The sequence below is a fragment of the Staphylococcus sp. ACRSN genome, assembly GCF_022346615.1.
GTDB lineage: Bacteria > Bacillota > Bacilli > Staphylococcales > Staphylococcaceae > Staphylococcus.
The window spans coordinates 25,352-40,597 of the sequence record NZ_JAKRNS010000014.1 but is presented as its reverse complement, the minus strand read 5'-3'; the positions used below and the strand labels follow the sequence as shown (position 1 = coordinate 40,597).

12 protein-coding genes are annotated in these 15,246 nt (G+C 33.0%); all 12 read right to left on the bottom strand.

Annotated features, from left to right (window positions below; genetic code table 11):
* Nucleotides 1–28: 28 nt before the first annotated feature.
* The 12 genes from MHZ36_RS12375 to MHZ36_RS12320 all read right to left on the bottom strand — a co-directional run bounded on the left by MHZ36_RS12375 (nt 29) and on the right by MHZ36_RS12320 (nt 14,943).
* Nucleotides 29–1,021 (bottom strand): gluconeogenesis factor YvcK family protein, encoded by a 993-nt coding sequence (locus MHZ36_RS12375; protein WP_239232009.1) that lies wholly within the window; start codon nt 1,019–1,021, stop codon nt 29–31.
* Nucleotides 1,008–1,934 carry an RNase adapter RapZ gene (rapZ, locus tag MHZ36_RS12370; RefSeq protein ID WP_239232007.1) on the bottom strand — a complete coding sequence of 309 codons (927 nt, stop codon included), beginning with the start codon at nt 1,932–1,934 and terminating at the stop codon, nt 1,008–1,010. Before rapZ ends, MHZ36_RS12375 begins: the two co-directional genes overlap by 14 nt.
* A gap of 401 nt (nt 1,935–2,335) precedes the next feature.
* Nucleotides 2,336–3,280: a thioredoxin-disulfide reductase gene (gene trxB, locus MHZ36_RS12365; protein WP_239232005.1), complete on the bottom strand. Its 945-nt coding sequence runs from the start codon at nt 3,278–3,280 to the stop codon at nt 2,336–2,338.
* Between the two features lie 65 nt (nt 3,281–3,345).
* Nucleotides 3,346–4,782: a tetratricopeptide repeat protein gene (locus MHZ36_RS12360; protein ID WP_239232003.1), complete on the bottom strand. Its 1,437-nt coding sequence runs from the start codon at nt 4,780–4,782 to the stop codon at nt 3,346–3,348.
* Nucleotides 4,783–4,803: 21 nt separating this feature from the next.
* Nucleotides 4,804–5,286, bottom strand: a complete 483-nt coding sequence (locus tag MHZ36_RS12355; RefSeq protein ID WP_239232001.1) for an acyltransferase — start codon at nt 5,284–5,286, stop codon at nt 4,804–4,806.
* Nucleotides 5,287–5,296: 10 nt separating this feature from the next.
* Nucleotides 5,297–6,133: a prolipoprotein diacylglyceryl transferase gene (lgt, locus tag MHZ36_RS12350; RefSeq protein ID WP_239231999.1), complete on the bottom strand. Its 837-nt coding sequence runs from the start codon at nt 6,131–6,133 to the stop codon at nt 5,297–5,299.
* A gap of 3 nt (nt 6,134–6,136) precedes the next feature.
* Nucleotides 6,137–7,072: an HPr(Ser) kinase/phosphatase gene (gene hprK / locus MHZ36_RS12345; protein WP_239231997.1), complete on the bottom strand. Its 936-nt coding sequence runs from the start codon at nt 7,070–7,072 to the stop codon at nt 6,137–6,139.
* A gap of 578 nt (nt 7,073–7,650) precedes the next feature.
* The gene (gene uvrA / locus MHZ36_RS12340; RefSeq protein WP_239231995.1) at nt 7,651–10,488 is read right to left on the bottom strand and encodes an excinuclease ABC subunit UvrA; all 2,838 of its coding nucleotides are present in this window, start codon (nt 10,486–10,488) and stop codon (nt 7,651–7,653) included.
* A gap of 5 nt (nt 10,489–10,493) precedes the next feature.
* Nucleotides 10,494–12,476 (bottom strand): excinuclease ABC subunit UvrB, encoded by a 1,983-nt coding sequence (gene uvrB / locus MHZ36_RS12335; RefSeq protein ID WP_239231993.1) that lies wholly within the window; start codon nt 12,474–12,476, stop codon nt 10,494–10,496.
* 308 nt (nt 12,477–12,784) lie between these two features.
* The gene (locus MHZ36_RS12330; RefSeq protein WP_239231991.1) at nt 12,785–13,012 is read right to left on the bottom strand and encodes a CsbA family protein; all 228 of its coding nucleotides are present in this window, start codon (nt 13,010–13,012) and stop codon (nt 12,785–12,787) included.
* Nucleotides 13,009–13,659 carry a YfbR-like 5'-deoxynucleotidase gene (locus MHZ36_RS12325; protein ID WP_239231990.1) on the bottom strand — a complete coding sequence of 217 codons (651 nt, stop codon included), beginning with the start codon at nt 13,657–13,659 and terminating at the stop codon, nt 13,009–13,011. Before MHZ36_RS12325 ends, MHZ36_RS12330 begins: the two co-directional genes overlap by 4 nt.
* A gap of 345 nt (nt 13,660–14,004) precedes the next feature.
* Nucleotides 14,005–14,943: a COG3942 and LysM peptidoglycan-binding domain-containing protein gene (locus MHZ36_RS12320; protein WP_239231988.1), complete on the bottom strand. Its 939-nt coding sequence runs from the start codon at nt 14,941–14,943 to the stop codon at nt 14,005–14,007.
* Nucleotides 14,944–15,246: the final 303 nt, after the last annotated feature.

Here is a 15,246-nt window from a genome sequence, read left to right as displayed (position 1 = left end):
TAAATAGATATTTCTTAGTAATAATTTATTATTCTTTCTCATTTCTATTAAATTCAATTGTCTCTGTTTCGTTAATAGCAATTTCGTAAATCATCTTCGCTAAAATTTCATAATTATGACGGACAAAGTTCTGTGATGATATTTCAATTAAATCAGAATGTGTCATCACTTTAATACCAAGTTTTTCCATTTCTATCGTATCACAATTAACAGGTTCTGCATTTTCTTCTCTATAACGTCTTAATACCTCTTCATTGTATGTTTGGGGACCACAAATTGCGTAATCTATGCACTTTTCACCAACATGTTCATGAATTGCATTTACATGATCTTCTGCTGTATAACCAGTTGTTTCACCGGGTTGTGTCATCACATTGGATACATATAATTTAGGGGCTTCACTTTTTAATATAGCCTCACTAATTCCTTTCACACATAAATTTGAAATTACGCTTGTATATAATGAGCCAGGACCAAGAACGATTAAATCAGCTTCTTCTAATGCTTGAATTGCTTCTTCCATTGGTTCAACATCTTCAGGCTCTAAAAAGACCTTTTTAATCCTTTTATTCTTTTTTGGAATTTCTGATTCCCCACAGACAACTTCACCATCATCCATTACCGCATTTAAACGCACACTTGTATTAGTTGAAGGAATTACTCGCCCTTTAATATTTAAAATTTCACTCAATAATTTTACAGCATGACCAAAATCATCTGTGATATTGGTCAATGCAGCAATAATTAAATTACCTAATGCATGACCTTCTATTTGATTTTCTTTAAAACGATATTGAAATAATTGATTTAAAGTTGTTTCTGTCTCACTTAATGCTGAAATTACATTTCGTATATCACCGGGTGCTGGTATATCCATTTCATTTCTAATTTTCCCAGTACTACCACCATCATCTGCTACTGTGACAATAGTCGTAATATCGATTGGATAGTCTCTTAAACCACGTGCTAAAACGGGCAATCCTGTACCTCCACCGATGAGAACAAGTCTAATTTTTCTCATTTTTATTTCTCACGCCACTTTCAACATGTGCATCACGATGGTGCACATATACATTATAGTCAAAACTATCTTGCAAATCTGTGCCTATTCGCTTCGCTAACGCAACAGAACGATGTTGTCCTCCTGTACATCCAATTGCAATTACTAACTGTGACTTACCTTCTTTTTTATAACCAGGAATCATAAATTTAAGTAAGTCCATTAATTTATCGAAGAATATATTTGTTTCTTTCCATTTCATAACGTAATTATAAACAGGTTCATCTTCACCCGTTAGTGGTCTTAAATCGTCTACATAATGTGGATTGGGTAAAAACCTTACATCGAAGACTAAATCGGCATCCATTTGTATACCATGCTTAAATCCAAAACTCGTGACACTAATATTAAATGTATCGATATCATTGCGATTAAAATAATCTTCAACGCGTTTTCGTAATTCTTTAGGTTTCATATATGAAGTATCAATCGTATAATTGGCTAAGCTCTTAATTTCATTTAATAAGTAGCGTTCTTCATCAATAGATTCAATTAATGAGCGTTGACCATTTTCATTCAATGGATGCGCCCGACGTGTTTCCTTATATCGAGAAATCAATTTCTCATTTGATGCTTCTAAAAACATCAATTCGACAATTAAATTTGAATTACTTTTGATTTGATCCATCTCTTGAATCAACGATTTAAACAGCTCTTTTCCCCTTAAATCGATTGCTATTGCAACTTTTTGTAATGATGAGTTACCCTGTTCCATAAGCTCAACAAATTTTGGTAACAAAATAGGTGGTAAATTATCAACACAAAAGTAACCTATATCTTCTAAACTTTGTATTACAACTGATTTACCGGCGCCTGATAAGCCTGTAACAACTAATAATTCACTCTTAATTATTTCCTTATCTCCATGTTGCATACCTTTACACCATCCGTTACATATTTTCTGTTGCTACTGCCAAGCAATTTCCTGTCTCAACTATTAAGCATTGTTGATATTGCATATTTAACTAATATGATTCATGCTATCATATAATATATTACATTAAAATCAACTCAGGTAATAGTTTATTATCTTAATAATTAAACCATATTTTTATTACTTCGTCTCTAATCTACTTTGAAACTACCTATATTAAACATGTGCAACTTTATCCCTTTTCCCCAATAGATTACTTTATAACAGTTCAATCAATTTTAACGTTCAATACATATGTAAAAAGCTAGAATGACATCATCACAATAAAATTAGTGAAATGAACATTCTAGCTATTACTGAAATTTTATTCTATTATATGCAAATGCGTATCAATCATTTAATTATGCTTCAATTGTGTCCATTAAATGTTCGATATATGCAATCGCACTTTGCGCAGCAATACTACCATCACCTGTTGCAGTTACGATTTGACGTAAACCTTTGTCACGTACATCACCTGCTGCATAAACACCTGGGATACTTGTACTCATATCTTCATTTGTAACAATATAGCCCACTTCATTTGTAATACCTAAACCTTCAAATGGTGCTGTTAAAGGCTTCATTCCGATATAAACGAATACACCATCAGCATCTAATGTTTGTTCTTCGCCATCTTTAGTAGATTCTAAAGTGACAGAACCAACTTTACCATCTTTTTCATTGATTGTTTTTAATGTATGGCTCCAAATAAAGTCAATCTTATCGTTTTTAAAAGCACGATCTTGTAGGATTTTTTGTGCACGTAATTCGTCTCTACGGTGAACGATTGTTACGCTATCTGCAAATTTAGTTAAGAATGTACCTTCTTCGACTGCTGAGTCACCGCCACCGATAACAAATAATTTTTTGCCTTTGAAAAATGCGCCATCACATACAGCACAATAACTTACACCTCGGCCACCTAATTCTTGTTCACCAGGAACACCGATTTTTTTGTATTCTGCTCCTGTGGAAATAATTACAGCACGCGCAGTAATTTGACTATTTCCTAAATTGATGACTTTATATTCACCTTTATCTTCAATTGATTTAATATCACCATATTGATATTTAGCACCAAATTTTTTAGCATGTTCAAACATTTTTGTTGATAAATCCGGTCCAGTCACCATTTCGAAACCTGGAAAATTTTCAACTTCTTCTGTGTTTGCCATTTGTCCACCTGGCATACCGCGTTCTATCATAACAGTGCTTAAATTTGCACGAGATGCATAAACTGCTGCAGTCATACCTGCTGGTCCAGCACCAATAATTGCAATATCAAAATCCACTTGTTCAGCCATTTAAATTGCCTCCTGTTTATTAATTCATTATGCGCATTATATATGATTTCTTGCTTTTATTAAACTTATATGCTCAATAGATAATCTATGGTTTTATTCAACTTATAAGTAGAAATTTCAAACCAATCACACACTTGTTGTTTAGTCACTTTCTGCTCTGAAACTTTGTAATGCATATACACATACGCTGCTACATATGCATTGGTGTCATCTAAATCCGTATTTTCTGCGATAATAGCTTCTGCTTGATCAATCCATGAAATAAATAACTTTTCATTATTTTTTAATGCTTCCACATTGTACATCATCAATAGACCCTTGTGAATGAAATCCAACTTATTTAGTTTCAAATCTTGGATTAAATAAGTTAAATATAACTTTTCATAGTCATTCATCGTCTCAAGCACCGACCATATTTCTTCTGTCATGAAAACTTCTTTACCTCTTAATTGATTTACTAAAAAAATACCATACAATCTATGATGATTATCATCATTCATAAGTAGTGGTAAAATCTTTTCATCAAAATATACCTTACTTTCAGCAATTACCCATGGCGCATATCCAACATCAACCTGAGAGATGTCCTGTAATTTTGACCAGAAATATTTACTTTCTTCAATATTATTTAAATGGTAATTATTAAAGCTAAGTGCATTATACATTTGAATAGAAAGGAATTTCCCTTTTTTATATAGAGGTAAAAGTACGCTTTGCGAAGCTTCATATTGCTTTAAATAGCATAAAACGATGCCGAGTTTAAATGACTCATCTTCATTCATTGGTGCAACTTTATTCAATAAATTTAAGTATCTTTCATACTTTTCAACATCATTCGTATTATATAATAACAATGTATAATGACATAATGCATGTACATCTGTATTATCTTCAGCTAGTAATTGTTCAAACATCTCTTTCGCTGTATCATACTTGTTAAGATAAAGGTAACACATCGCGAGTAAATTACGGACAACTCTATGTGCTTGCAATGTTTCATTTTGCCTTAGCAGATATTTTTGAGCATCTATTAATCGACCATGTGAAAATAAATACTGAAATATGAGTTGTATTGCAAATAACTGGCTTTCAACTTCTATTTTTTCAGGAGAATGATATGATACTTCAAACATTTCTTCTAATTCTTCTTGGTAATCTTCATCTTCAGATATAATGACGTAATTCATTCCAAATAAGAATGCTTTGTTGGGGTCATTTTTTACAATGTTTAACTGACTTAGTTCATAATAACTATCTTCTATATGTTCATCTTGCGCAATACTTTCATAAAATAATTGTTCTGCTTTATTACTCAAACCTAATTTCACAAGACTCTCTGCATACTTTACTTTGCTTTCAAAATCTTGGGGTGACATATCAAGCACTTTTTCATAGTATTCTGCAGCCTTTTTATAATCTTGATGTTGGAATTTTTGATCTGCCAATCTTTTATAAAAATGACTATCAAGTTTCATTTGTATCACTTTATTATTTTGCGCCATCTATGTCCACCTCCTAATTATTTAATTCATAGTTTTTAGTTGCATTGGATTACCATATGCAACCGCATTATCTGGCACATCTTTAGAAACAACTGTACCTGCACCTACTTTGACATTACTACCAATCTTTACGCCTGCTAAAATAGTGACGTTTGCGCCAATCAGTGTATTATCTCCGATTACAACTTGCCCTGTTCTATATGCTTCTACTAGAAATTCGTGTGTCAAAATAGTCGTATTATAGCCTATCACACAATTTTTTCCTACAGTGATTAATTCTGGTCTTAATATATCTGGAACAACCTTGAATGCGAATGCTGTATTTGTTCCTATATTCATCTTTAAAATATGCTTATATATCCAATGTTTTATCTTTAGTTGTGGCAAATAGCGACAAATTTCAATGACAACCGTTTGTTTAAATACTTTAATACCTCTTACATACCGGTACATATGCCAAAGTGGATTTGTATCATTGGACTGTATTGTTTTTAATCTACGCATAGATTATTTATCACTTCACTTTTTTATTTGGCCAACTCAAAGGACCAACTGCTTTATATTGGGGAGCTTTATATTTAACTCTACGTATAATCATAATTGAAATACCAATGATTATTAATATAACGGACATAAGTTGTGCTACTCTAATATGCTCTGTTAACATCAAACTATCCGTACGCATGCCTTCCACAAAAAATCTACCGATCGAATACCAAATAAGGTATAGGCATAATGTATCTCCAACTCGCATATGTTTTCTTATACTAATTAATACTACGAATCCTAAAACATCCCACAGTGATTCATATAAAAATGTTGGTTGATAATACTTTCCATTAATATACATATTTTCTATTATAAAATTGGGGATATGCAGATTTTCTAAGAAACTTTTGGTAACTGGCCCACCATGTGCTTCATGATTCATAAAGTTTCCCCATCTACCAATACCTTGTCCTAAAATCATACTAGGTGCAATAACATCACCGATTTGAAATGGATTAAGATTTTTATTTCTACAAACAAAAATCCCTGTAACAAAACCACCAATTAATCCACCATGAATTGCAATTCCACCATGCCAAATCATTGGTATTTCTATAGGGTTTTGTACATAATATGGCCATTGGAATATGACAAAATAGATACGTGCAACAATAAATCCAATTATTGCACTCCAAAAGATAATATCCACTAGCGTATCTTTATCATGACCAATACGCTTCACACTTGCTTGAGCAATAAAATACCCAAGCAAAATGCCGGCAGCAATAATAATGCCATACCAACGCACTGAAATTGGTCCTAATTCAAACGCAATAGGATCAATAAAATTTAAACTCATCATCAATTAGTTCTCCTCACCGTTGTGTCCATTTCTCATTATTTCTGCGTTGAGACGGTCGTTGAATTCCTCAGCGGTATTGATGCCCATAATATTCAAACGATAGTTCATCGCTGCTACTTCTATAATTACTGCTACATTTCGTCCAGGACGCACTGGTATTGTTTTCTTTGTAATTTCATTATCTAAGATTTTTAGTTTCTCTTCATTTAGTCCTACACGATCATATAGTTTCTCTTTATGCCAATTTTCTAAATGAATATTTAAACGCAGTCGCTTCTCAGTTAAAATTGACCCCGCTCCAAATAACGTCATAACATTTATGATGCCTAGACCTCTGATTTCGAGTAAATGTTCAATTAATTTCGGTGCTTTACCTATCAACTCATCTTTACTTACTTCTCGTATTTCTACATTGTCATCAGCGACAAGTCGATGTCCACGTTTAACTAATTCTAACGCAGTCTCACTTTTACCAATACCAGAGTCACCAGTAATTAATACACCAACACCATATACATCAACTAGCACGCCATGTAATGAAGTCGTTCGCGCTAGCTCATGTTCTAAAAAGGTTGTAAGTCTTCCCATCAATTGTGTTGTTGCTATAGTTGAAGTAATCAATGGTGTTTCAAGCTCTGTGGCTGCTTGAATTAATTCTTCTGGTGGTTCTAAATCCCTAGTAACAATGATAGCTGGCGTTTCGGGACGACATAACTTTCTCATTCTACCTTTTCGTTCTTCATCTGGCAACAAATTATAAAATGAAAGTTCCGTTGTTCCTAATAATTGGATTCGATCAGAAGCGTAATGCGAAAAATAGCCCGCCATTTCCAAACCCGGTCTTGAAATATCTGTGTTTTTAATTTGTTTATTTAAGCCCGCTTCACCTGCGATAATTTCAAGTTCAAAGCGTTCTACTAAGTTCTTCGTAGTTAACATAGCTTCACCTCTATCAATATTTCTTCTACATTTACAATATGTATTAATCATATCAAAAAGCATTGATAATCCATATTAAAAAGTGTAGTAGTTCATAAAATAATTCATACCTTTCTATTTTACCTTACATTTGTAGTTAATGATATTGCGTTATGACACGTATGATAACTTTAATTTCTTAATGCTTTATTAGTTATGTATTATCAATTGAATTTCAAAATTCAATAAAATTTAAAATATTTCTCCTCTAGTATTGAATATTTTTGCATAAATTGTCTGAATAAAGACAGGAACACAAATATCCTTTCTCAAAATAAGAGAGAGCTAACCTTTTATGGATTAGCTCTCTCTTATATTTTAAAATATATTTACTTTTTATTTTTCTATACTTTATGTTCCATAACCTTTAGTACCCTAATCAAATCTTAATAGAATTACAATTACATTTAGCTAATGCCTTATAGTGTCAAACATCGACCAACAATATTGAACTCATTCGATATATATACTTAGATTTTTTAATCGATTTCATCCAGTATAACTTATACTTAGCTATCCACAATGAATCCATTAATAGCTTATGATTTAACAGTATCCCTTTCTAAGACAGGCTTCAAATATTGACCTGTATAGCTATCTTTTACATTCGCTATTGCTTCAGGGGTACCAGTAGCTACTATTGTACCACCACCATCGCCACCTTCAGGACCTAAATCAATAATATAATCCGCCATTTTGATTACGTCCAAATTATGTTCAATTATAACAACGGAATCTCCATTTTCTACCAATTTATTTAGCACTTTTAATAAACGGCTAATATCATCAACATGTAATCCAGTCGTTGGTTCATCTAAGATATAAATTGACTTACCAGTAGAACGTTTGTGCAATTCTGACGCAAGTTTCACACGTTGTGCTTCACCACCTGATAAAGTTGTAGCAGGCTGACCTAGCGTAACATAACCTAACCCAACATCTACCAATGTTTTTAACTTGCGGTGTATCTTTGGTACATTTTCAAAGAAATTAGTAGCATCTTCTGCAGTCATAGCAAGAATATCAGCAATATTTTTCCCTTTATATGTCACTTCTAATGTCTCACGATTATATCTTGTTCCACCACAAACTTCACAAGGAACGTATACATCTGGTAAAAAGTGCATCTCAATCTTGATAATCCCATCCCCTTTACAGGCTTCACAACGTCCGCCTTTAACATTAAAACTAAAACGTCCTTTCGAATACCCTCTTACTTTTGCCTCATTCGTTTGTGCAAAAATATCTCTAATATTATCGAACACTCCAGTATAAGTTGCGGGATTAGATCTTGGTGTTCTACCAATTGGCGATTGATCTATATCAATAATGCGTTCTATTTGATCTATACCTGTGATTTCATCACAATCACCAGGCTTCACCTTCGATTTATTAATTTCCTTAGCTAATGATTTATATAATACTTCATTGACAAGTGAACTTTTACCCGAACCTGAGACACCTGTAACAACTGTCATTGTTGATAGTGGAAAAGAAACATCAACACCTTTTAAGTTATTACTTCTTGCACCTTTAACTTCAATTTTTCTATCTGTAATTGCTCGACGTTGTTCCGGTACTTCTATTCGTTTTTTGCCACTCAAATATTGACCAGTTAATGATTTTTTATTATTCATAACTTGCTTAGGTGTTCCACTCGCAACGACTTGTCCACCGTGTTCACCTGCACCAGGTCCTACATCCACAAGATAATCTGCAGCTCTCATTGTATCATCATCGTGTTCGACAACGATTAATGTATTTCCTAAATCTCTCATTTCTTTCAATGTGTCAATCAAGCGATCATTATCTCGTTGATGTAAGCCGATTGATGGTTCATCTAACACATAAAGAACACCGGACAACCTAGAACCAATTTGTGTTGCTAAACGAATTCGTTGCGCCTCACCTCCAGATAAAGATCCAGAAGCACGATTTAATGTTAAATACTCCAAGCCTACATTGTATAAAAATTCTAACCTAGATATAATTTCTTTTAAAATTTGATCTGCAATTTTTTTATCTTGTTCAGACAAATCAATATGTTGATATAAATCTAAGGCATTCTTTATTGAATTTTCAACGATTTCGCCAATATTATGACCTGCTACATATACTGATAAAGCTTCTCTGCTTAATCGTTTACCGTGACAAGTTTCACATGGCAACTCAGTCATATACTTGCTCATCATTTCCCTTACTAATTCTGATGGTGATTCATGATAGCGGCGATTAATATTTGGGATAACCCCTTCAAATTCCATCGTACGTTTACGTGTTTGACCGTTACGTTGTTTAAATGTAAATTCGATTTCTTTACCTTTTGAACCGTATAAAATAATATCTTTTTGTCTATCTGTTAATTTTTTATATGGCTTATCCATATTGATTTTAAATACTTCACATACACGCTTCAACAATGTTGGATAATAATCCGAACTTGTCGGTTCCCACGGGATAATTGCTCCTTCATTAAGCGTTTTATTAGTATCCGGTACAACTAATTCTAAATCTACCTTTAATTTTTGACCTAAGCCATCACAAGTTGGACATGCACCAAATGGACTATTAAAACTGAACATACGCGGCTCTAATTCACCGATTGAAAATCCACAAATTGGGCACGCATGATTTTCAGAGAACTTTAATTCATCTCCATCAATAATATCGACAACAAGATTACCTTCAGCAAGACGTAGTCCTGTTTCAATCGAGTCGGCCAAACGTGTTTCAATACCTTCCTTGACAACCAATCTATCAATTACAACTTCAATTGTGTGATTTTTATTTTTATCTAGTTCTGGCACCTCATTAATGTCTGTAATTTCTCCATCGACACGCACACGCACATAACCTTTTTTACTAATATCTTCGATCAACTTTTCATGTGAGCCTTTTCTATGCGAAACGACAGGTGCCAACAATTGTATCTTCGTACGTGCTTCCAACTCTAATACACGATCTACCATCTGTTGCACAGTCTGTGACTCGATTTCTATGCCATGGTTTGGACAAATTGGTTTGCCTACTCTGGCATATAATAATCGAATATAATCATAGATTTCTGTAACAGTCGCCACTGTTGATCTAGGATTTTTACTTGTTGTCTTTTGATCAATAGAAATCGCTGGTGATAGACCTTCAATTGTATCTACATCTGGTTTATCCATTTGTCCTAAAAATTGGCGTGCATAGGCACTTAATGATTCGACATAACGACGTTGTCCTTCTGCATAAATAGTGTCAAATGCTAGCGATGACTTTCCTGATCCAGAAAGCCCTGTCATTACGATTAATTTATCTTTAGGTATTTCTATATCTACATCTTTTAAATTATGGGCACGAGCGCCTTTAACTACAATAGATGGTTGTTTCATATATTTCACCCTTCTGCTTTCAATTCAAATAACATATCTCTCAATTCGGTCGCCTTTTCGAAATCTAGATCTTTGGCGGCTTGCTTCATTTCTTTTTCTATATTTGCAATTGTTTTTTCACGTTCTTTTTTCGTAAGCTTTTTCGGTACTTCTGTTTGTTGTTTTTCATTCGTGTCATCATTTTCAACAGTAGCACTGATTACATCATGAATAGCTTTATTGATTGTTGTTGGTGTGATACCGTGTTTTTCATTATAAGCCATCTGAATATTACGGCGTCGCTCTGTTTCATCTAAAGCATAACGCATAGAATCAGTTATCTTATCACCATACATGATTACTTCACCTTCGCTATTACGTGCAGCTCGTCCAATTGTTTGTACTAATGAACGTTCTGATCTTAAGAAGCCTTCTTTATCAGCATCTAAAATGACCACCAGTGAAACTTCAGGAATATCAATACCTTCTCTTAACAAGTTGATTCCGACAATGACATCATAAGTTCCCATACGCAAATCTCTGATGATTTCTATTCTTTCAAGCGTCTTTATCTCTGAATGAAGGTAATTTACTTTAACGCCGGCTTCCTTCATATAAGTTGTTAAATCTTCACTCATTTTTTTAGTTAATGTCGTGACAAGGACACGTTCATTACGATCAATGCGTTCTTGAATTTCACCAAGTAAATCATCTATTTGATTTTCTGTTGGTCTAACCTCAATCTTAGGATCAAGTAAACCAGTTGGTCTAATAATTTGTTGAACCATTTCATCTGTATGTTCAAGTTCGTAAGGCCCTGGCGTTGCTGATACATACACAAGTTGATTAGTCTTTTCTTCAAACTCTTCAAACTTTAATGGTCTGTTGTCCAATGCACTCGGCAATCTGAAACCATGATCTACCAGAACTTGTTTACGCGCTCTATCACCATTATACATACCACGGATTTGAGGCAAAGTAACATGTGACTCATCAATCATTACCAACCAATCGTCACCAAAATAATCTAACAATGTATATGGCGTTGAACCCATTGGTCTTAACGTAAGATGGACAGAATAATTTTCAATACCTGAACAAAAGCCCATCTCTCTCATCATTTCCAAATCATAATTTGTACGTTGTTCTAGTCTCTGTGCTTCTAGTAACTTATTTTCCGATCTCAATTCTTCCAAACGTTCCGCCAATTCATTCTCAATTCTTTGAATTGCAGATTTCATTTTTTCTTCCCGAGTTACGAAGTGAGATGCTGGGAATACCACAAAGTGTTCACGTTCTCTAAGTACTTCTCCAGTCAAATAGTTCACTTCTCGAATTCGATCAATTTCATCTCCAAAAAATTCCACTCGAATACACATTTCTTCACGTGATGCTGGGAATATCTCTACTACATCCCCCCTTACTCGAAATGTCCCACGACGAAAATCTATATCATTTCTCGTATATTGAACGTCAACTAACTTTCTTAATAATTCACTTCTATCCATTTCCATACCCACACGAACACTTACTACTAAATCTCTATATTCTTCCGGGTTACCTAAACCATAGATACAACTCACACTTGCAATAATAATAACGTCATCGCGTTCAAATAAAGCACTTGTAGCTGAATGTCGCAGCTGATCGATTTCATCATTGATTGAAGCATCCTTTTCTATAAAAGTATCTGTAGATGGCACATATGCTTCTGGTTGATAATAATCATAGTAGCTGACGAAATATTCTACACGGTTTTCTGGAAAAAAAGCCTTAAACTCACTATAGAGTTGACCTGCTAATGTTTTATTATGCGCTATGATTAACGTTGGCTTTCCAACTTGTTTGATAACATTACTCATCGTAAATGTCTTACCAGTACCTGTTGCACCAAGCAACGTTTGATGTCTTTTACCTTCGTTAACGCCTTTAACGATTTCTTTAATCGCTTCGGGTTGGTCTCCTTGCGGTTCAAAATCGGATTGTAATTTAAATGGATAGTGTTCCATGTTGACACACGCCTCCTATATGTTTTCTTATGTGACAAATGTAACTTAAAGTACACTGTTTTTATATTGATTTGCCTGTCAATTTGTAATTAATCGTGTATAGTTTATACCCTTATTCTATATTTTAACAGATTTTTGCACAAAAATACAAACGTTTGTTCGTTGTTTTTGTATATTAAACAAAGAAAAACAAACATAGTAAATTACCATGTTTGCATCAATTAATTATTTTTATTATTTATTTCAAAAAGATAGTTCTTTTACATCTATCCATTCTTATTATCTATAATCTTATTTAATTAACAATTTTAATCATCATGATTATGAAATTCTAACTGATCTATAATGATGTATCCGGCTAATAATGATACGACATCAATAAATATAATCCATTCATTATGAAAAAAACCTTTTTCAACAGATGCACCTATAAGTATAAGCGTCAATGCAGTGCCAACCCACTTATTTCTTGTTAATACGCTAAACAACACAACTAATATGCACGGAAAAAAGGCCGCTAGCATATACCAAATCATCTATGTCGACCATTTCTATTATTTAGAATCGTCATGGTTGTTTCTCTTAGCTCTGCACGTGGAATAAAGTTTTCTGTTAACATTTCTGGAATAATATTGTCTATAAAGTCTTGAACAGAACTTAAATGATCAAATTGCATAATTGTTTCTAATGACATTTCATAAATTTCAAAAAACAATGGTTCAGGATTACGTTTTTGAATCTCACCAAATGTTTCATAAAGTAAGTCAATCTTATCGGCAACTGACAGAATTTGTCCTTCTAGAGAATCATCTTTACCTTCTTGTAATCGTTCACGATAAATATTTTGATATGCTTCAGGGATTTCCTCATTAATAAAGTGATCGACCATTTCTTCTTCTACTTGTGAGAATAATTTTTTCAACTCTCCACTTGCATATTTAACCGGAGTTTTAATATCACCAGTAAAAACTTCGGCAAAGTCATGGTTTAATGCTTTTTCATATAAACTTTTCCAATTCACTTCATTTCCATGATATTCTTCAACAGTACCTAAATATTGAGCAATCTTAGTAACTTTAAATGAATGTGCCGCAACATTATGTTCAAAGTATTTAAATTGTCCTGGTAGTCGAATTAATTTTTCTAAATCAGATAAACGTTTAAAATATTGGTGTACGCCCATGATTTCGCCTCCTAAGTTTATTTAATGAATGATTATACTTACTTTCATAATATCATTCAACAAATAAAATGTCTTATCAAATAGGTTCTATTCAAATAATTCGTACCTTTGAATAACTTCATTTTTGATTTTAATATCATTATCTATAATTTTTAAAGCTAAAATAAACATAATAAGATTTTTAGTGAAAATATCTAAGATGATAGATTGCTTCACTGATATTTTTTATAATCATAAGATTTTAAATATAAAAGAGAGCTAATCAATTATATTAGCTCTCTTATTTGAAGAATGGCGTTTTATGACCTAGATTGTTATTCTAAATATTATTATAGATTGATTAGCTTAGTGAATATAATTATAAGCTCCTGGTTGGTTTATTGTTCTATATGATTTTTGACCAAATCCTTGCCAATTCATTTCTGACACCAATATTGACCCATCTTGGTTTCTACGCTCTACTACACCAACATGTCCATTAGGACCAGCTGTACTTTGTATGATTGCACCTACTTCAGGCTGATTATTAACTTGATATCCACTTTGCTTAGCCGCATTTGCCCATTGATTTGCATTTCCCCATAAATTACTTACTGGCTTACCTAATTGGCTTCGTCTTTCAAATGCGTATGCGGTACATTGTCCATAGTCATAATAATTTGCTCTACTATACTGACTCTGAGGCTGAGGCTGATGGTACATATTATTATATTGCTTCATACTTTGGTCATATGCAGTTGAGTAGCTGTTCACAGTTTGACTTTCCCATGTTTGATATTGATTAAAACTTGTATCTTGTGAAGTGAAATTGCTCGAATTATTACTGATGTATGATTGTGCATCACCTTCATTAATTGAATCGTCCGTATCCTGAGATGTTGCTAATTCACCTTTAATTGACTTGTAAATTTGTTGTGATCCTTTCTCAGAAATTGCTATCAGTTGTCCTGGATGAATTAATTCGGTGATATTCGGATTAAGTTCGTATAATTTATCTAATGTAATATGGTGTTTATTTGCAATATGTAAAAGTGTATCACCTTCAACAACTTCTATAATGTCTCTATCAGGAACTGTAATTGTTGTTCCTGCATTAATTGTTGTTGATTGATTATCTAATTTGTTTAATGACTTGATTTCATCAATATTAGTTGCGAACTGATTTGCGATTTCTGCCAGCTTTACATTTGCTGTTGTTGTGTGCGTTTGCGCTGCAGCAGCGATATGATTTACCCCTAAAAATAATGCTACCGAAGAAACAGTAACAGTTAAACCTTTCTTCATCGTTATGTTCATTCCTTTGCTGTCTTAGTTTTATACATATTTAATGTAGCACAAAACTTTATAAAATATTATGTTGTTATAGTTATGTAATACAATAGTTATTTATCTATGGTTAACTTAATTACCACCTATGTAAAAACCCTATGTGTCACTTGAATTTGAAGACCTATTTTTTCCAATATAAAAGTTCCTAAAAATTGATATGTAATATAACTAAATGAAATGTACATAGATATTGTATTATTTATCTATATTCACTTTAAATCTTTCAAGTCATTCTACTAACATTTAAATTTTGCTAAA